This window comes from Streptomyces sp. DSM 106670, assembly GCF_055792845.1.
Genome location: NZ_CM147704.1, coordinates 3345279 through 3363901 on the forward strand (window position 1 = coordinate 3345279; position 18623 = coordinate 3363901).

Genomic DNA, 18623 nt, shown 5'->3' on the forward strand with positions numbered 1-18623 from the left:
GGAGCATGACAGAACGAAACGGGGTTCTTCCCGAAGGCCTTGCCCTGGAGCGCACTCGAAGTCCTACAGTGCGGCGGGTCCGGCCCCGGCCCACCCGCATCCACCAGGGAGCTCGACCATGCATTACCGCACACTCGGCGGCACCGGCATCGAGGTCAGTGCGTACTGTCTCGGCACGATGATGTTCGGCTCGGTCGGCAACCCCGACCACGACGACTCCGTACGCGTCATTCACGCCGCCCTCGACGCGGGCATCAACTTCGTGGACACCGCGGACATGTACTCCGCCGGTGAGTCCGAGACGATCGTCGGCAAGGCGCTGAAGGGGCGGCGCGACGATGTCGTCCTCGCCACCAAGGTCCACTTTCCGATGGGCGAAGGCCCCAACCGCGGCGGCAACTCCCGGCGTTGGATCGTCCAGGAGGTCGAGGAGAGCCTGCGCCGCCTCGGCACCGACCGGATCGACCTCTACCAGGTCCACCGCCCCGACCACACCACGGACATCGAGGAGACCCTCTCCGCGCTGAGCGACCTCGTGCGCGCGGGCAAGATCCGCGCCTTCGGCTGCTCGACGTTCCCGGCCGAGGAGATCGTGGAGTCGCAGGTGGTCGCCGAGCGGCGCGGCCTCGGCCGGTTCCGGACCGAGCAGCCGCCGTACTCGATCCTCGCCCGGGGCATCGAGCGGGCCGTCCTGCCCGTCTGCCGGCGCTACGGCATGGGCGTGCTGACCTGGAGCCCGCTCGCCTCCGGCTTCCTGACCGGCAGGTACCGCAAGGGCGGGACCATCGACCTGACCACCGGGCGGGCGGCGCTGCAACCGCACCGGTTCGACCCCGAGGCGCCGCTGACCGCCGCCAAGCTGGAGGTCGTCGAGCAGCTCGTCGCCGTGGCCGACAGCATCGGGGCCACCCTGCCCGAGCTGGCGGTCGCCTTCCCGCCGGCCCACCCGGCGGTCACCTCGGTGATCATCGGCCCGCGCACGATGGAGCAGTTGGAGGGGCTGCTGAAGGGGGCCTCGCTCACGCTGGACGACGAGACGCTCGACCGGATCGACGCGATCGTCGCACCCGGCACCGATGTCTATCCGCCGGACGGCGTGTGGACCCCGCCCTCAATGACCGATGTCGCCCAGCGCAGGCGGCCGGTGGGCGAGCGCGCGGCGGCCTAGGCCGGGCCCTGCGGGGCGACCACCGGCGCCCCTGGCCGCTCCGGCTTCCCCGGGTTCCCCAGCTCCTCCAGCTCCTCCGGCTTCCCCCGCTCCTCCAACTCCTTCAGCTACTCCGGCTTCTGGGCCAGGAAGCCGGCGACCGGCCGGTTCGCGCCCGCCTCGGGTTCCTGCAACGTCCGCCCCGTGACGACGAACCCCGCCCGCTCCAGCAGCTCCGCGATCCGGTCCGCGGGCAGCCGGTAGCTGTCGAACGCGGCGGGTTCGCCGCCCCCGTAGCCGTACGTCCGGCGCTGGTGCCCGGTGTCGCCCACCCGGGTGACAAGCAACAGGTGCCCGCCGGGCGCCAGCGCCCGGTGGAACTCGGCGTACGCGCCGGGCAGCGACTCCGGCGGCAGATGGTGCGTGGAGTAGAACGCCAGCACGCCGCCGAGTTCACCGTCGTCCGCCTCCAGCGCGGACATCGAGCCGACGTCGAAACGCAGCTCCGGATGGGCCGCGCGGGCCAGCCCGACCATCCCCGGTGACAGATCGACCCCGAAGGCGGAGACGCCGAGCCGGGTCAGATACGCGGTGACCTTGCCCGGTCCGCAGCCCACATCGGCCGTCGGCCCGAGGTCCGCCGACCTGACGAGCTCGGCGAACGCGGCCAGCACGGCGCGCGACAACGGGTCCAGCTGGGCCGGGTCCTTGACGGACCGGGCGTAGTCGGCGGCGACGGCGTCGTACGACTGCCGGATCGCGTCCAGGTGCGGAGGTTCCATCACGCCGCAACGTTATGACGCCCGGGGCGAGAAGAGGTGTGCGGGTCGGGGGAACAGCCCCGCCCCGCACACCTCTCCCCCCTCCCTCAGCTGGGCAGCACCGGCAGCAGTTCCGGCAGATGGCCGTCCGAGGCCGTGGCCGCCGCGACCCGTTCGGCCGGGACCTCCCCGTACAGCGTCGTACGCGGGCGGGACGGGCGGCCCGCCAGGTCGGCGATGGCCTTCAGGTCCTGGATCGAGCGGTACGAGCCGTAACTCGACCCGGCCATCCGGGAGATGGTCTCCTCCATCAGCGTGCCGCCCAGGTCGTTCGCGCCCGAGCGGAGCATCTCCGCCGCGCCCTCCGTGCCCAACTTCACCCAGCTGGTCTGGATGTTGGTGATGTGCGGGTGCAGGAGCAGCCGCGCCATCGCCGTCACCGCCCGGTTGTCGCGGTCGGTCGGGCCCGGGCGGGCGATGCCGGCGAGGTAGACCGGGGCGTTGGTGTGGATGAAGGGGAGGGTGACGAACTCCGTCAACCCGCCCGTCTCCTGCTGGAGTCGGGACAGCGTACGGAAGTGGCCGAGCCAGTGGCGGGGCTGGTCGACATGGCCGTACATCATCGTCGAGGACGAGCGCAGGCCCACCTCGTGCGCCGTTCTGATGACCTCCAGCCAGGTGGCGGTGGGCAGTTTGCCCTTGGTGAGGACCCAGCGGACCTCGTCGTCCAGGATCTCCGCCGCCGTACCGGGGATCGAGTCGAGCCCGGCCTCCTTGGCGGCGGTCAGCCAGTCGCGGATCGACATGCCGGTGCGGGTCGCACCGTTGACGACCTCCATGGGCGAGAAGGCGTGCACATGCATGCCGGGGACGCGCTCCTTCACCGCCCGCGCGATGTCGAAGTACGCGGTGCCCGGCAGGTCCGGGTGGATGCCGCCCTGCATGCAGACCTCGACCGCGCCGACGTCCCACGCCTGCGCCGCCCGGTCCGCGACCTGGTCCAGCGAGAGGGTGTACGCGTCGGCGTCGGTGCGGCGCTGGGCGAAGGCGCAGAAGCGGCAGCCGGTGTAGCAGACGTTGGTGAAGTTGATGTTCCGCGTGACGATGTACGTGACGTCGTCGCCGACCACGTCCCGGCGCAGCGCGTCCGCGATCCGGCACAGCTCGTCCAGCGCCGGGCCGTCCGCGTGGAGCAGGGCGAGGGCCTGGTCGTCGGTGAGCTTCGTCGGGTCGTCGGCGGCCTGGCTCAGCGCCTGGCGTACGTCGGCGTCGATACGGGACGGGACCATGCCCGGGGCCGCCGCCTCGCGGAGCGCCTCCCAGTCCCCGTACACCTCGTCGAAGTCGTTCCGGCGGTCGCCGGTGCGGCCCTCGGTGTCGATCGTGGCGTGCAGGTCGGTGCGGCCGGAGGAGGTGAACCCCTCGTCGGGCTCCTGCCAGGGCAGGCCGACGGGCAGCGCGTCCTCGCGGGCGAGACCGGTCTCCGGGTCGGCGAGCGCGCGGACGTGCGGGAGCAGTCGGGGGTCGAGCCAGGGCTCGCCGCGCAGGATGAACTCGGGGTAGATGGTGAGGCGTTCGCGGAGCCGGAAGCCCGACTCGGCGGTCTTCGCGGCCAGTTCGTCGATGTGCGGCCAGGGGCGTTCGGGGTTGACGTGGTCGGGGGTGAGCGGCGAGACCCCGCCCCAGTCGTCGATGCCCGCGCCGATGAGGAGCGCGTACTCGGCGTCCACCAGATTCGGCGGGGCCTGGATCCGGGCGGAGGGGCCGAGAATGTGCCGGGCCACGGCGATCGCGGCGGCCAGCTCCTCCAGCTCCGCGTCGGGCATCCCGCGCATCGCCGTGTCCGGCTTGGCGCGGAAGTTCTGCACGATGACTTCCTGGATGCCGTGGTAGGCGCGGGCCGTCTTGCGCAGCTCGAAGAGGGAGTCGGCGCGCTCCTCGTACGACTCGCCGATACCGATCAGGATGCCGGTGGTGAAGGGGACGTTGGAGCGCCCCGCGTCCTCCAGGACCCGCAGCCGGACGGCCGGTTCCTTGTCCGGGGAGCCGTGGTGCGGGCCGCCCGGCTCGGACCACAGCCGGGTCGCCGTCGTCTCCAGCATCATCCCCATGGAGGGCGCGACGGGCTTCAGCCGCTGGAGGTCAGTCCAGGTCATCACGCCCGGGTTGAGGTGGGGCAGCAGACCCGTCTCCTCCAGGACCCGGATCGCCATCGCCCGTACGTACGCGAGGGTGTCGTCGTACCCCTCCGCCTCCAGCCACTCCCGCGCCTCCGGCCAGCGGTCCTCGGGGCGGTCGCCGAGGGTGAACAGCGCTTCCTTGCAGCCCATCGCCGCACCCTCGCGAGCGATCTTCAGCACCTCGTCGGGCGAGAGGAACATGCCGTGGCCGGCCCGGCGGAGCTTGCCGGGGACGGTCACGAACGTGCAGTAGTGGCACCGGTCGCGGCAGAGGCGGGTGAGCGGAATGAAGACCTTGCGGGAGTACGTGATCACGCCCGGCCGGCCCGCCGCCTCCAGGCCCGCGTCGCGGACGCGGGCGGCGGAAGCGGCCAGATCCGTCAGATCGTCGCCGCGCGCCTGGAGCAGGACGGCGGCCTCGGTGACATCGAGGGCGACACCGTCACGGGCACGTTTGAGCGCGCGCCGCATGGCGTTGGAGGTGGGACGTCCGCTCTGAGGATCAGGATCGGTCATGAACCGAGCATACGAGCGAGGCGCGTGCGCCGGACCAGGGCCTGGGTACGGGATGCGCAGGCCGCGGGGTGTATCCGATCACTCGTCGGTCACCCGGTGGTCACCCGTGCGGGCCGACTCACCCGGATGAGACCCCGCCGACGGTGTCCTCCCGCTTAGTGTCGGGACGGTGATGGAAACGATCGTCCTCGACATCGGCGAAACCCTCGTACGCGACGACCGGCACTGGGCGTCCTGGGCCGACTGGCTCGGCGTACCACCGCACACGCTCGGTGCGCTGGTGGGCGCGGCCGTCGCCCAGGGCCGCGAGGCCACGGACGCGCTGCGGATCCTGCGGCCCGACATGGACGTCGAGGAGGCGTACCGGGCCCGGGCTGCCGCCGGGCGCGGTGAGCACCTCGACGAGTCGGACCTCTACCAGGACGTGCGGCCCGCGCTGGCCGAACTGCGGGCCGCGGGTATCCGGGTGGTGGTGGCGGGCAACGGCACGGTCCGGGCCGGGGAGCTGCTGCGGGCCCTGGACCTGCCCGCCGACCTGGTGGTCACCTCGGACGAGTGGGGCGTACGGAAGCCGGACCCGGAGTTCTTCGCACGGGTGGCCGAGGTGGCGGGCGCGGCCCCGGAGGCGACGCTGTACGTGGGCGACCACCCGGCCGACGACCTGTTCCCGGCCGCGGCGGCGGGGCTGCGGACGGCGCATCTGCGGCGGGGGCCTTACGGGCACTGGTGGGCGGAGCATCCGGACGTGGTGGAGACGGCGGACTTCCGCATCGACGCGTTGACGGAGTTGGCGGGGCTGACGGCCCCGGCCCCGACGCCCGCCGCGGCGGAGGCGACGGGGGTGCGGCGGGGGGCGTTGCGGTCGGTGCGATAGACCGGGGTGGGCATTCTCAGCCCGTCCGGCGCTTGAGGACGGAACCGTGCAGGCGGACCCAGGTCCCCCGCCGTCGCACGGGCCCACATTTTCAGCCCGTCCGGCGCTTGAGGACGGAACCGTGCAGATGGACCTGGGTGCCGCCGACGGGGCCTTGTGCCCCAGGACCCTGCCGCCGCACCGTCCACCCGCACAAGGGTTCCGTCCTCAGTAGCCGTTGCACCGACCACCACCCCCGGCTCGACGGTCACCCCAGCGCAATCACCGGCCAGCACCTCGCCGACCGTCTCCCGAGCGATCCGCAACCGCTCACACACGGCCTCCGCCTCAAGCAACTCGGCCTGCAGAGACTCCACCCGCTACCGAGCGACCCGCTCACGCTCCTCCAGCAACCCCATCACCGACGGCATCCCAGCACCCCCACCGAAAAGACGACACCACACCCCCTCCCTCCCGCCGACGCCCCCGACCTACACCTGACCAGCAGAAAACCAACCACCATGCTCGGAAAGACAACAGCTACTCAAACGCCGGACGGGCTGGGTGGGGGCAGGGGTTCCGTCCTCAAACGCCGGACGGGCTGGAGTGCGCCGGACCGGCTGGGTGGGGCGGGTGCGGAGGCTACGGCTCCTCAGGCCCTGAGAGATTCGGCGGCCAGCTCTGCAGGACCGCGCCGACGATCCGTTCGAGGTCGGCGGGCTCGGCACCGCCGGCAGCCTGGATCGCGACGCCGTTGCCGATCGTCATGAGGTACCGGGTCAGCAGGTCCGGGGAGGTCCCCGCGGCCAGGTCGCCCTCGTCCACCGCACGCCGGAAGCGCTCGCTCAACAGGGCGCTCGTCTCGTCGCGCCACGCCGCCAGCAGTTCACGGATCGTCTGGCCGCTCTCGCCCCCGATCAACGAGGCCCGCAAACTGAGGCACCCCGTCGGGTAGCCCGGCAGGGTGCTGCTCCGGACCGCGCCCCGGAGGAAGACCGTGGCCACCTGGTGGGCAGTCGGTTCGGCCACCGCATCAGCACCGTACGAGGCCGGGCCATCGGCATAGCGCGCCAGAGCCTTGCGGAACAGCTCCTCCTTGTTGCCGAAGGCCGCGTACATGCTGGTGCGGCTGATCCCCATGGCCTCGGTGAGGTCGGGCAGGCTCGTGCCCTCGTAGCCGTTCTGCCAGAAGACCCGCATCGCGTTCTCGAGGGCCTCGTCGGCGTCGAAGCCCCTGGGCCGTCCGACCGGCGCGGGCGCGCTCCGTTGGGTGTCCATGCCACCGAGTATAGCGATTCGGTACCGACCGGTCCTAAAGTGCTACGGTAATTCTGCACCGATCGGTTGGTACGGAATTTTCGGCTGGTCGAGGCCTGTTAGGACGACACCTTCCCGCAGTGAGAAAGAGAGAGCGCGACATGAGTGAGCTGACCGGAAAGACCGCCCTGATCACCGGCTCCACCACCGGCATCGGCCGCGCGACGGCCCGGTCCCTGGCCGCGCGAGGTGCGAGCGTGGTGGTGACCGGCCGCAACGCCGAGCGCGGCGCCGAGGTGGTCGCCCGGATCGAGGCCGACGGCGGCACGGCCCGGTTCATCGCGGCCGACCTGACCGACCCGGAGGACGTGGCCCGGCTGGTCCGGGAAGCCGGCGACGTGGACATCCTGGTGAACAACGCCGCCGGGGCCAGTTTCGGTCTCAGCGCCGACATCACCACCGAGCAGTACGACGCCATGCTCGACGGCAACGTACGGGCGGTCTACGCGCTGACCGCCGCCCTGGCTCCGAAGATGGCCGAGCGGGGCGGCGGCAGCGTGATCAACGTGAGCAGCGGGGCGGCCGTGATGGGGGACGTGTACAACGCTGTCTACGCCGCCACCAAGGGGGCGGTGAACGCCCTGACCCGTTCCTGGGCCGCCGAGTACGGTCCGTCCGGGGTGCGCGTCAACGCGGTCGCGCCCGGCCCGGTCCGCACGAGCGCTCCGGCCGAGTACCTCGACCTGTACGTCCCGCTGATCCCGCTGCGCCGTGTCGCCGTGCCGGAGGATGTCAGCGAGGTGATCGCCTTCCTCGCCGGTCCCGGTGGCTCGTACGTGAACGGGGCCGTCATCCCGGTGGACGGTGGCCTCACCTCGGTCGAGCCCCCGAAGTCCCCGGCGGCCGCCGCCTGACAAGGCGCCATTCCAGCCCGTCCGGCGCTTGAGGACGGAACCGTGCAGATGGACCTGGGTGCCGCCGACGGGGCCTCGTGCCCCAGGACCCTGCCGCCGCACCGCCCACCCGCACAAGGGTTCCGTCCTCAAACGCCGGACGGGCCGGAGTGGTCGCCCTGGAAGAGGGCCTCTTCTCGGCGTGCCAGTAGCGTCATCAGGACCGCCGCCCCCGCGCACACCGCCCCCACCACCCACACCGCCACGTACCCGCCCTCGCTCGGCTCCCCCGTGGCGGACCCGGTGAACGCGCCCAGGACCGAGGCGAAGACGCCGCCCGCCACCGCACCGCCCAGGGTCTTCACGTTGTTGTAGAGCGCGGCAGCGATCCCCGTGCGCGCGGGCTCCGTGGCCTCCACGATCACCGTCGGCATGGCCCCCAGCGCCAGCCCGATGCCGAGGCCCAGGAAGGCCGAGCCCACCGCCATCTGCCCCACCGAGCCGTGCAGCACCGCGAATTGGAGGAAGCTCAGCGCCACCAGGCCGAACGCGCCCATCAATGTGGGGCGGTAGCCGATCCGGCGGGCGACGGCGGCCGTGCCCAGGGAGCCGATGACGCTGCCGACCGACGCGGGCAGCAGAACCAGGGAGATCGCGAGCGCGCCGTGCCCGAACCCGTACCCCGTCACGTCCGGATCCGCCGCGTAGAACGTGGAGTTGGGGGCCTGGCTGCCGAAGAAGAAGACGCCGAACAGGAACGCGGCCGCGTAGAACGGGGCCGTACGGCGGTCGGCCAGCGCCCGGACGTCGACCAGCGGTTCCGCGCTGCGCAGTTCGACCGCCACCCACACCGCCAGCAGCACCGCCCCGAGCAGGACCGGGCCCAGCACCCGCGCCGCGAGCCAGGAGCCGCCCTCCGCGCCGCCGACCCCGCCGAGCAGGGAGAGCATCGCGGCGCTGAGCAGCGTCACGCCCGCCCAGTCGACCCGGCCGCCGGTGCGGCCCGCCGACTCCGGTACGGCGACGAAGGAGACCGGCACGCAGACCACCGCGAGCACCGCCGGGACCAGGAGCGTCAGGCGCAGATCGCCGAACGCGGAGTCGACGAGGCCCATGACCACACCCCCGGCCATCGCTCCCAGCGTCAGCGCCCCGACCAGGCGGGCGATCGCCCGGCGCGCGTCGGCGACCGGGAGCCGGTCCCGCACGAGGGCGATCTCCAGCGGCAGCAGAGCGGCGATCGGACCCTGGAGCAGCCGGCCCAGGAGCAGGATCTCGTAACCGGGGGCGAGGGCGACCACCACCGTGCCGGCCGCGATCAGCGCCAGCGCGATCCTGAGCATTCGGCGGTGCCCGTACAGGTCGCCGAGCCGGCCGAACAGCGGTACGCACACGGCGGCGGCCAACAGCTGTACGGAGACCACCCAGTTGAGGTCGGCGGAGCCGATGCCCAGATGGTCGGCGAGGTCCGGCAGCAGCGGGGCCAGGCCCACCTGGAGGAAGCCGCTCATCACCTCGAAGAAGATCAGCAGGCCGACGACGGCGGTGACGGAACGGGGCGCGGCGGGCGGCAGGGCGGCGGCCGGCCCGGGGGCGGTGGCGGTCATGGGCGGGCGGGCTCCTCGTCGGTCAGCGGAGAGGGGAGAGCAGCGGCCGAAGCGGCTGCGGCCAGGCGGCGCAGGGCCAGGCCCGCGAGCAGGGCCGCAGCGTGGGGCAGCGCGCCGTCGTCGTACACCGCCTGCGGCGAGTGGTTCATCGGTGCGGCGGCCGGGTCGGTGCCGGGCGGGCAGGCGCCGAGCCCGACGAACGCGCCGGGCACCTCGCGCAGCACGAAGGAGAAGTCCTCGGACCCGGCCATCGGCTTCGGGGCCTCGAAAGCGTGGTCGGCGCCGAGGATGTCGCGGGCGGTGGCGAGGGCGAAGGCGGCCTCGTCGGTGTGGTTGACGGTCGGCGGGTACTGCTCGACGTAGTCGATCTCCGCGCGTACGCCGTGGGCGGCGGCCACCCCGTGCACGGTCCGTTCGAAGGCGGCGCGGACGGTGGCGTGGGAGGTGTCGGAGAAGGTGCGGACCGTCGCGTCGAAGTGCGCGGTGGCGGGGATGACGTTGGCGGCCGTACCCGCGTGGAGCCGGCCCACGGTGACGACGGCCGGGTCGAAGATGTCGATCTCGCGGGTGACGAGGGTCTGGAGCGCGGTGACCATGCCGCACATCGCGGGCACCGGGTCGGTCGCGGAGTGCGGGGACGAACCGTGCCCGCCCCGGCCGTGCACGGTGACGTGGACCGCGTCGGAGGCGGCGAGCATCGGTCCCGGGCGGGTGGCGGCGAAGCCGGTCGGGGCCCCGGTGGAGACGACGTGCAGGGCGTACGCGGCGACGACCCGCTCCCCCGCCGCGTCGAGGACCCCCTCGTCGATCATGATCTTCGCGCCGCCCTGGCCCTCCTCGCCGGGCTGGAACATGAACACCACGTCCCCGGCCAGCTCCTCGCGCCGGGCGGCCAGCAGCCGGGCGGCGCCGACGAGGCCGGTGGTGTGGAGGTCGTGGCCGCAGGCGTGCATGCGGCCGTCGAGGACGGAGGCGTACGGGAGTCCGGTCTCCTCCTGGACCGGCAGCGCGTCCATGTCGCCGCGCAGCAGGACGGCGGGGCCGCGGCGGCCGCCGCGCAGCACGGCGGTGACGGAGCTCAGGCCCGTACCGAGGGTGGTCTCCAGGCCGAGGCCCTCCAGGGCGGCGAGGACCTTGGCCTGCGTACGGGGGAGGTCGAGGCCGAGTTCCGGCTCGCGGTGCAGGGCGTGGCGCAGGGCGGTGAGGGCGGGGGCGAGGGCGTGGGCGTCGTGCAGCAAGGACATGGGCGTATGGTGCGGAGCACCCCCCTCACCTCATGATCGTCCGCAGGGAAGGTGCACGGATGGCACACTCGGCGCAGAAATCCGCCACCGTCGCGCCCGACGCCGCCGCGTCCGGCGGCCCGGAGCCCGTTCTCGACGAGCTGGACTACCTCCTCATCACCGCGCTCCAGACCTCGCCCCGCGCCGAGTGGCAGCAGATCGGGAAGGTCCTCGGGGTCGACGCCTCGACCGCCGCCCGCCGCTGGAACCGGCTCACCGAGGCCGGGCACGCGTGGCTGAGCTGCTACACGGTGGCGGTGGGGCCCGCCGTGCCGATCGTCGCGTTCATCGAGGTGGACTGCGCGGCGGGCGCCCTGCACGACGTGGCGGTCGAGATCGCGGACGACCCGCACCTGATCACCGTCGACCACGTCACCGGCTCGCGGGACCTGATCCTCACGGCGGCCTTCCCCGACCAGGCCGCTCTCGCCCGGTACGTCGGCTTCCGGCTCGACACGCTGCCCGGGGTCGCCGCCACCCGCTCCCAGATCGCGACCGCCGTCCACGCGGAGGGCAGCCGGTGGCGGCTCGACCGGCTGGACCCGGACGGCCGGTCCGAGCTGACCCGGGGCCGCCCGCACCCGGCGCCCCGGCGCGGTCTGCCGTCCCCGGACGAGCTGGACACCCGGCTGTGCATGCTGCTCGCCGAGGACTGCCGCCAGCCGGCCGCGCGCCTCGCGGAACGTACGGGGGTGAGCGCGAGCACGGTCCGGCGGCGGCTGGAGCGCATGCACCGCGAGGACGCCCTCGTCTACCGCTGCGAGGTCGCCCGCTACCTCTCCGGCTGGCCGGTCTCCGTCACGATGTGGGGGATCGCCCCGCCCGGGGAGACCGCCAGGATCGCCTCGCAGCTGATCGGCCTGCGCGAGATGCGGCTGTGCGCCTCGCTGTCCGGCCCGTACAACCTGCTGCTGACGGTCTGGCTGCGCTCGGCGGAGGACATCGCCACGTTCGAGGCCCGGCTCGGCGCCCGGTTCCCCGAACTCGCCATCGCCGACCGGGCGGTGACGCTGTGGCCGCTGAAGCTGGCGGGCCAGATCCTGGATCCGAAGGGACGCCATCTGCGGGGCGTGCCGGTGCGGTTCTGGGAGGACCCGGTGGCGGAGCGGGCGGAGGGGGACCTGCTGGAGCGGCTGCGGTCGGGGCCGGGCGCCCCTTCCAGCCGGCTGCGCGGCCCTTCCAGCCCGTCCGGCGCTTGAGGACGGAACCGTCCAGGTGGCCCTGGGCCAAATGACGGGGTGCCGAGCTCCAGGGCCCTGTGAGCTTCACGCCCTCCGGTGCAAGGGTTCCGTCCTCAAACCCCGGACAGGCTTTATGGGCCCCCGCCCGTACGTCAGTCCGCGGCTCCTCTCCGCAGCGACAGGGCGAACGCGTAGCTGGTGACGGGCAGGACGACGATCGGCGGGGCGGGCAGCAGGAGCAGCGCGAGCCCGAGGGCGGCCAGGGAGGCCACCAGGGACACCCGGCCGAAGGCGGTCCGCCGCCGGACGAGGTCGGGGGCCTGGCGGACGGCGGCGAGCATCAGCAGACCGCAGGCGATGACGAAGAGAGCCATGGCGATGCTCATGCCGTGGGTGACGTCGAGGGTGGTGCGCTCCAGGCCGAGCAGGGTGAAGGTGGACTCCCGCATCGCCGCGTCGGCCGTACGTTGCTCGGGGGTCGGGGTGGCCGAGGCCGTTGCGGCGACGAAGGCGAGGTGACCGGCCCCGAGGACGACGAATCCGTACGCGCCGATCCTGAAGGGCCGTACGGGGTCCGCTCCGGTGGAAGTCCGGGCGGGGATCGCGGTGTTCATCGCTGCTGCTCCTCCTCGATGTCGACGGACTGGCGTGGGGCCTGGGCCGAACCGAGCGCCGGGTCCGGGCCCGGCGGGGGCTGCCAGCCGAGGAGCGTGTCCAGCCCTCGTGTCGTGACCACCGACGGTGTGACCCGTACGGCGAAGTTGCGGACGGAGACCGCCAGGGGATGGGAGAGCCGGGCGAGGCCCCCCATGCGCCGGGAAAGGCGGCTGATCCGCGTCGTTCGCCCGTGCCGGGCCGCCGTGTAGGCGGCGAGCGCGGCCGGTACGCCGGTGTCGCCCGCGAGGAGGTGCGCCAGGACGACCGCGTCCTCGATGGCCTGGCAGCCGCCCTGGCCCAGGTTGGGTGTCATCGCATGGGCGGCGTCGCCGAGCAGGGCCACCCGGCCGGAGTGGAACCGGGGCAGGGGCACCACGAGTTCGTGGAAGTCGTGGTGGAGGACGGTCACGGGGTCGGGCTCGCGCCGGTCCAGCCGGTCCAGCAGTGCCGGGATCGGATCGTGCCAGGCGCCGAAGCGCCGGATCAGCTCCGCACGGTGGTCGGCCGGCCGCGTACCGGGGCCGGTGACAGCGGTCGCGTACACATAGACCCGGCCGTCGGCGAGGGGGACGATCCCGAACCGCTCCCCCCTCCCCCAGGTCTCGGCGGCCGGGAGCGCGGGCAGGCCGGCGCCGGACAGCACCGCCCGCCAGCCGGTCTCACCGGCGTAGCGCGGACCGGGGTGCCGGGGGAAGAGCTGTCCCCGGAGCGCGCTGCGCAGTCCGTCGGCCGCCACGACGGCATCGGCCCGCAGCTCCCCCACCGACGTCCGCACCACCACCGCACCCTCGGCGGCCTCGTCCACCCCGCCCACCGAGACGCCGAGGCGCAGCGCGCCGGGCGGCAGGGCGGCGGCGAGGGTGTCGATCAGGAAGCCGCGGTGCACGGCACGGGCGGGAAGCCCGTAGCGGGAGGCCGTGGCGCCGGTCCGGCTCAGCCACGCACCGTCGGGGGTACGGAGTCCGAGCACACCGGCCAGGGGCTCGCCCGCCGACACCGCGGGCCCCAGGCCGATCGACTCCAGGGCACGCAGGGCGTTGGGGGCGAGCACGATGCCCGCCCCGATCCCCGTGAGGGCCGAGGTCCGTTCACACACGGTCACCCGCCATCCGCGACGGCTCAGCGCCACCGCGGCGGTCAGGCCGCCGATCCCGCCTCCGGCCACGACAGCATGACGAACACCCACAAGGATCGCCTCCCCACGCGCACCCTCTACACCTGTAGAGGATCATGGCTCGCACTCTACACCTATAGAGTGCGGACCATGCCTGCTCCCCTCCCCGACCGCCGGGACCTGATCGCCGACACCGCCATCGCCACGGTGGCCGCCGCAGGTCTGCGCGGCCTGACCCACCGCGCGGTCGACACGGCGGCGGGGCTGCCCGCCGGCAGTACGTCGTACTACTTCCGCACGCGATCCGCCCTGATCAGCGCCTGCTACCTCCGCCTGGCCACGCTGACGGTCACCGACGTGGACCGCTGGGAGGAGCGGCACGGCACCCCGGACCCGGACTCCGCCGCCGAGGCCCTGGCCGCGCTGCTGCACCACTGGCTGACCAAGGGACGGGACCGCCAACTGGCCCGCTTCGAGCTGAGCCTGGAGGCGACCCGCCGCCCGGAACTCCGCGCCGACCTGGAGACCGCCGGCCGCGCCGCACGCGCCAGGGCCGCCGCCCTGCTGGCGTCGCTCGGCGCCGCCGATCCGGAACAGGCGGCGGACCTGCTCGTGGCCTGGACCGACGGCCTGCTGTACGACCGCATCGCCGGCGCCCCGGCCGCGAGCCGCCCGGCGCCGGACCCGGCCGAACTGACCCTGGCCGTACGGCGGATGCTCACCGCTTTGCTCGCCCCCTGAGGGCACGAGAACGCGCGCGGCCCTTCAGCCCGTCCGGCGTCGCGCGCGGCCCTTCAGCCGGTCCGGCGTTTGAGGACGGAACCGTCCAGGTGGGCCTGGGTGACATGACGGGGTGCCGAGCCCCAGGTCCCTGTGAGCTTCACGCCCTCCGAGGCAAGGGTTCCGTCCTCAAACGCCGGACGGGCTGGGTGGGGGCAAGGGTTCCGTCCTCAAACGCCGGACGGGCTGGGGTGGCCCCCGGAAGGGCTGGGATGGCCCCTAGTCGCCCAGCACCGCCTGCATCACGCTCTTCGCGATCGGCGCGCCCAGGCGGCCGCCCGAGATGTCGGAGCGGGAGATGTCCATGTCCGTCGGGTCGATGAACACCGCGACCGCGACCGAACGGCCGTCGTCCTTCTTGCCGTAGCTGACGAACCAGCCGTACGGCACCTCGTCGCGGACGTCCACACCGCGCTGGGCGGTGCCCGTCTTGCCGCCGACCGTGACACCGTCGATCAGGGCGCGCTGGGCGCTGCCCTCCTTCGCGGTGTGCTCCATCATCTCCTGGACCTTCTTCGCCGTCTCGGGCGAGACGGCCTGGCTCATCTCCATCGGCTCGTTCTTCTCCAGCGTGGAGAGGTCCGGGCCGCGCAGCTCGTCGACGATGTAGGGCTGCATCAGCTTGCCGTCGTTGGCCAGGGCCGCCGTGACCATCGCCATCTGCATCGGGGTGCTGGTGAGGCTGCCCTGGCCCATGCCGGTGAGGGCCGTGCCGGGCTTGTCGAGCTTCGGCGGGTAGAGACTCTTCGTGGCGAGCAGGTCGCCGAACTCCTCCGCGTACACGTCCTCGTTGAAGCCGAACTTCTCCGCCGTCTCCCGCATCCGGTCCTCGCCCAGTTCGGCGGCCGCGTCGAGGAAGACGTTGTTGCACGAGTACTGCATGGCGGTCTTCATCGACGCCTTGTTGCAGACCGCGTCACCCGCCTCGCTGCCGATCTTGTTCGTGGAGAGCGGCAGCGGGTAGGGCGAGACCGCGTCCGTCCGGGCGTCCACATCGGTGACCACGCCGTGCTCCAGCGCCGCCGCGGCCGTGAGGATCTTGAAGGTGGAGCCGGGCGGGTAGGTCTCGCGCAGCGGGCGGTTGGCCAGCGGCTTGCCCTTCTCCTTCTCCAGCGCGGTGAAGCGGTCGCTCTCCTTGAACGAGATCCCGGCGAAGACCTCCGGGTTGTACGAGGGCGTCGAGACCAGGGCCAGCACCTTGCCGGTGCTCGGATCCAGGGCGACGACCGCGCCCCGGGCGCCCAGGTCGGTCAGCCCCTTGTAGCCGGCCTTCTGCGCCTTGGCGTCGATCGTGGTGATGACGTCGCCGCCGCGCCGGGGCTGACCGGTCAGGACGTCCTTGGCGTGCCGGAAGGCGAAGCGGTCGTCCTGGCCGCTGAGGATGCTGTCGTAGGTCCGCTCCAGCAGCGAGGTGCCGCGGGCCTGGGAGGCGTAACCGGTGACGGGCGCGTACATCGGGCCGTCCTTGGAGGTCCGGCGGAACGCGTAGTCCTTGCTGTCGGTCTCCTTCGACCCGGTGATCGCCTTGCCGCCGACGATGATGTCGCCGCGCGGGGTGGCGAAACGCTCGAACCGCACGCGGGCGTTCTTCTCGTGCTGGGCCAGTTCCTGGCGGTCGACGTGCTGGAGCCAGTTCGCCCGCAGCAGCAGGGCCAGCACCAGCAGCCCGCAGAAGATGGCTATGTGCCGCAACGGCCTGTTCATTCCACTCCCCACCCGGGCGGGCCTCCGGCCCGCGTATGCGATCCCCGGTGAGTAAGGATGCCTTGTACGCGGGCACGGTTGCACCGGCGGCCCCGGGCCGCCCTTTCTCACAGATACGCCGCGCAGGGGTCAGAGGTACGCGGCGTACGCGTCCAGCGTCCGCAGGACCTCCGGTTCGTCCGCCGGGGGCAGCTGGAGCACCACCTCCTCGATGCCCAGATCCGCGTAGTGGCCGAGCTTCCCCGGGCTGGGCAGGACCGCGTACGGCACCACCTGGAGGTCCTTCGGGTCGCGCCCGGCCTCCTCCCAGGCCGCCCGCAGCTTCGGCAGCGACTCCGTGAGGCCCCCGCCGCCGATCGGCAGCCAGCCGTCCGCGTACTCCGCGATGTGCGCGAACAGCTTCGGGCCCGCCCCGCCGCCGATCAGGGTGCGCGGGCCGTTGACCGGGCCCCGGGGCCGCTGGGCCGGCTTGGGGTGCGCCTCGCTCGGCTGCACCGACCCGAACGCACCCTCGTAACCGGTCGGCTCGTCCGCCCACAGGGCCCGCATCAGAGCCATCCGGTCCCGCCCCAGGTCCCGGCGCGTCGCCCACTCCACCCCGTGGTCGGCCGCCTCCTCGACGTTCCAGCCGTAGCCGATGCCGAGCGTGAACCGGCCGCCCGAGAGGTGGTCCAGGGTGGCCGCCTGCTTGGCCAGGTCGATCGGGTCGTGCTGGGCGACCAGCGTGATGCCGGTACCCAGCGTCAGGCGCTCGGTGACGGCGGCGGCCTGGCCGAGGGCGACGAACGGGTCCAGCGTGCGGCCGTACTCGCGGGGCAGGTCACCGCCCATCGGGTACGGCGTGCGGCGGCTCACCGGGATGTGCGTGTGCTCGGGCAGATACAGCCCGCCGAACCCCCGCTGCTCCAGCTCGCGGGCGAGCCTGACCGGGGTCACCGTCTCGTCGGTGAGGAAGATCGTGGTGGAAATCCGCATCGAAGCCACCTCCGTGGTCGTCGTCGTTCCGTACGCCGGTACGCCGTCTTGTTACGTCGTCCTTCTGTACGTCGTCCGTGCGAAGCGCCAACGTAAGCCGTATGTCGGCAGAATCCGAGACCGTGACGGCCATGAACCCCGTCACGAACACCGCCATGAACACCGGCATGAAGCGGCGCGGCCTCCTCGCGGCGACCGCCGCCACCGGCCTAACGTTGGCCACCGTGAGCTTCGCCCGAGCCGAGGACCGCCCCGGGTCCGGCCCCGACGGTCCCCACCGCACCCGGACCGTGCGCGGAACGCTGCCCGTCGGGGCTCCCGACTATGTGTACCTGCCCGTCGAAGTGCCGGACGGGGTGGCCGAGTTCGCCGTCTCGTACACCTACGACAAGCCGCCCGTGCCGCCCGGCGTCCAGGGCAACGCCCTCGACATCGGCCTCTTCGACGAACGCGGTACGGAGCTCGGCGGGCGCGGCTTCCGCGGCTGGTCGGGCGGGGCCCGCTCCTCGTTCTCCGTCCGGTCCGACTCCGCGACCCCCGGCTACCTCCCCGGCCCCGTACGCCCCGGCGTCTGGCACATCGCCCTGGCCCCCTACACCGTCGCCCCCGAGGGCCTCCCGTACGAGGTGACCGTCACCCTCCGCTTCGGCCGGACGGCCGCCACCCCCGCACCCGTCCATCCGCCCGAGCGGGCCAAGGGGCGCGGCCGGGCCTGGTACCGGGGCGACTGCCATCTCCACTCCACGCACTCCGACGGGCGGCGCACCCCGGCCGAGGTCGCCGCCGCCGCGCGGGCCGCCGGGCTCGACTTCATCAACAGCAGCGAGCACAACACCACCTCCGCGCACGCCGCATGGGAGGGGCTGTGGGGCGACGACCTGCTGATCCTGACCGGCGAGGAGATCACCACCCGCAACGGGCACGTGCTGGCCGTCGGCACCGATCCGGGCGTCTTCGTCGACTGGCGCTACCGGGCCCGCGACGACCGCTTCGGCCGGTACGCGCGCCAGGTGCGCCGGGCCGGCGGGCTCGTCGTGCCCGCCCATCCGCACGCCACCTGCATCGGCTGCAACTGGAAGTTCGGCCTCGCGGACGCGGACGCGGTCGAGGTGTGGAACGGGCCCTGGACCCCGGACGACGAGATCGCCCTCGCGGAGTGGGACAACACGCTGGTGGCCGCCGTACGGAACCCGGGCGACGTCCGCGACGGGCCGGGGCGCTGGCTTCCCGCCCTGGGCAACAGCGACGCGCACCGCGAGCCCGACCGCGTGGGCCATCCGCAGACCGTCGTCCTGGCCGACACGCTGTCGCGGCAGGACATCCTCGCCGGCATCCGGGCCGGACGCTCCTACCTCTCCGAGTCCGCCGCCCTCTCCCTCTCCTTCGGCGCGACGGACGGGCGCGGCCGGCACGCGGGCATCGGCGGCCGGCTGCGGGCGGCGGCGGACGCCCCGGTGACCGTGCGGCTGGAGGTGACGGGGGCGTCCGCCGACTGCACGGTGCGCCTGGTCACCGATCAGGGGCCGCTGCTGACCACCCCGCTGCCCGCGTCCGGCGCGGGCGTGGTGGAGTGGCGTACGACTCCCGCCCACGCCGCGTACGTACGCGCCGAGGTCCGGCACGCTCCGGCCGTGCCGGGGCTGCCGGGCGCGTTCGCGGCCCTCACCAACCCGGTCTTCCTCGACGCGGAGGCCGGTACGGAAGGCTGAGAAGGG

General features: G+C 73.1%; 15 protein-coding genes. 6 read left to right on the plus strand and 9 right to left on the minus strand.

Annotation, left to right across the window (positions count from 1 at the left end; all coding sequences use genetic code 11):
• The first annotated feature begins 118 nt into the window (after positions 1-118).
• On the plus strand, positions 119-1168 hold the full coding sequence (locus ACSMXR_RS14765; protein ID WP_473172058.1) for an aldo/keto reductase: 1050 nt from the start codon (positions 119-121) through the stop codon (positions 1166-1168).
• Between the two features lie 107 nt (positions 1169-1275).
• On the opposite strand, the gene ACSMXR_RS14770 is transcribed toward ACSMXR_RS14765, so the two are convergent.
• Together ACSMXR_RS14770 and ACSMXR_RS14775 are read right to left on the minus strand one after the other, a co-directional pair.
• On the minus strand, positions 1276-1929 hold the full coding sequence (locus ACSMXR_RS14770; protein WP_473172386.1) for a class I SAM-dependent methyltransferase: 654 nt from the start codon (positions 1927-1929) through the stop codon (positions 1276-1278).
• Positions 1930-2015: 86 nt separating this feature from the next.
• Positions 2016-4604 (minus strand): bifunctional FO biosynthesis protein CofGH, encoded by a 2589-nt coding sequence (locus ACSMXR_RS14775; RefSeq protein WP_473172059.1) that lies wholly within the window; start codon positions 4602-4604, stop codon positions 2016-2018.
• 172 nt (positions 4605-4776) lie between these two features.
• On the opposite strand from ACSMXR_RS14775, the gene ACSMXR_RS14780 reads away from it, so the two are divergent.
• Positions 4777-5478, plus strand: a complete 702-nt coding sequence (locus ACSMXR_RS14780; protein WP_364885098.1) for an HAD family hydrolase — start codon at positions 4777-4779, stop codon at positions 5476-5478.
• Between the two features lie 621 nt (positions 5479-6099).
• On the opposite strand, the gene ACSMXR_RS14785 is transcribed toward ACSMXR_RS14780, so the two are convergent.
• On the minus strand, positions 6100-6735 hold the full coding sequence (locus tag ACSMXR_RS14785; RefSeq protein WP_137234111.1) for a TetR/AcrR family transcriptional regulator: 636 nt from the start codon (positions 6733-6735) through the stop codon (positions 6100-6102).
• 140 nt (positions 6736-6875) lie between these two features.
• On the opposite strand from ACSMXR_RS14785, the gene ACSMXR_RS14790 reads away from it, so the two are divergent.
• The gene (locus ACSMXR_RS14790) at positions 6876-7628 is read left to right on the plus strand and encodes an SDR family NAD(P)-dependent oxidoreductase (protein ID WP_137234112.1); all 753 of its coding nucleotides are present in this window, start codon (positions 6876-6878) and stop codon (positions 7626-7628) included.
• Positions 7629-7756: 128 nt separating this feature from the next.
• Here the strand turns inward: ACSMXR_RS14790 and ACSMXR_RS14795 are convergent, their stop codons facing one another.
• Positions 7757-9214 (minus strand): MFS transporter, encoded by a 1458-nt coding sequence (locus ACSMXR_RS14795; protein ID WP_473172060.1) that lies wholly within the window; start codon positions 9212-9214, stop codon positions 7757-7759.
• A complete protein-coding gene (locus ACSMXR_RS14800; protein ID WP_473172061.1) occupies positions 9211-10458 on the minus strand; it encodes a M20 metallopeptidase family protein in 1248 nt (415 codons plus the stop codon). Before ACSMXR_RS14800 ends, ACSMXR_RS14795 begins: the two co-directional genes overlap by 4 nt.
• Before the next feature lie 59 nt (positions 10459-10517).
• On the opposite strand from ACSMXR_RS14800, the gene ACSMXR_RS14805 reads away from it, so the two are divergent.
• The gene (locus ACSMXR_RS14805; protein WP_473172062.1) at positions 10518-11696 is read left to right on the plus strand and encodes an Lrp/AsnC family transcriptional regulator; all 1179 of its coding nucleotides are present in this window, start codon (positions 10518-10520) and stop codon (positions 11694-11696) included.
• Between the two features lie 134 nt (positions 11697-11830).
• Here the strand turns inward: ACSMXR_RS14805 and ACSMXR_RS14810 are convergent, their stop codons facing one another.
• Positions 11831-12292, minus strand: a complete 462-nt coding sequence (locus tag ACSMXR_RS14810; protein ID WP_473172063.1) for an LIC_13387 family protein — start codon at positions 12290-12292, stop codon at positions 11831-11833.
• Positions 12289-13500 (minus strand): FAD-dependent monooxygenase, encoded by a 1212-nt coding sequence (locus tag ACSMXR_RS14815; protein ID WP_473172064.1) that lies wholly within the window; start codon positions 13498-13500, stop codon positions 12289-12291. Before ACSMXR_RS14815 ends, ACSMXR_RS14810 begins: the two co-directional genes overlap by 4 nt.
• Positions 13501-13590: 90 nt before the next feature.
• Here ACSMXR_RS14815 and ACSMXR_RS14820 point away from each other — a divergent pair, with 90 nt between their 5' ends.
• Complete coding sequence (locus tag ACSMXR_RS14820) at positions 13591-14190, plus strand: TetR/AcrR family transcriptional regulator (protein WP_376188787.1); 600 nt, start codon at positions 13591-13593, stop codon at positions 14188-14190.
• A gap of 258 nt (positions 14191-14448) precedes the next feature.
• Here the strand turns inward: ACSMXR_RS14820 and ACSMXR_RS14825 are convergent, their stop codons facing one another.
• Both ACSMXR_RS14825 and ACSMXR_RS14830 read right to left on the minus strand, forming a co-directional pair.
• Positions 14449-15933, minus strand: a complete 1485-nt coding sequence (locus ACSMXR_RS14825) for a peptidoglycan D,D-transpeptidase FtsI family protein (RefSeq protein WP_218526032.1) — start codon at positions 15931-15933, stop codon at positions 14449-14451.
• 129 nt (positions 15934-16062) lie between these two features.
• On the minus strand, positions 16063-16908 hold the full coding sequence (locus tag ACSMXR_RS14830; RefSeq protein ID WP_103513237.1) for an LLM class F420-dependent oxidoreductase: 846 nt from the start codon (positions 16906-16908) through the stop codon (positions 16063-16065).
• 155 nt (positions 16909-17063) lie between these two features.
• Between ACSMXR_RS14830 and ACSMXR_RS14835 the strand changes: the two genes are divergently transcribed.
• Positions 17064-18617 carry a CehA/McbA family metallohydrolase gene (locus ACSMXR_RS14835; RefSeq protein ID WP_473172387.1) on the plus strand — a complete coding sequence of 518 codons (1554 nt, stop codon included), beginning with the start codon at positions 17064-17066 and terminating at the stop codon, positions 18615-18617.
• Positions 18618-18623: the final 6 nt, after the last annotated feature.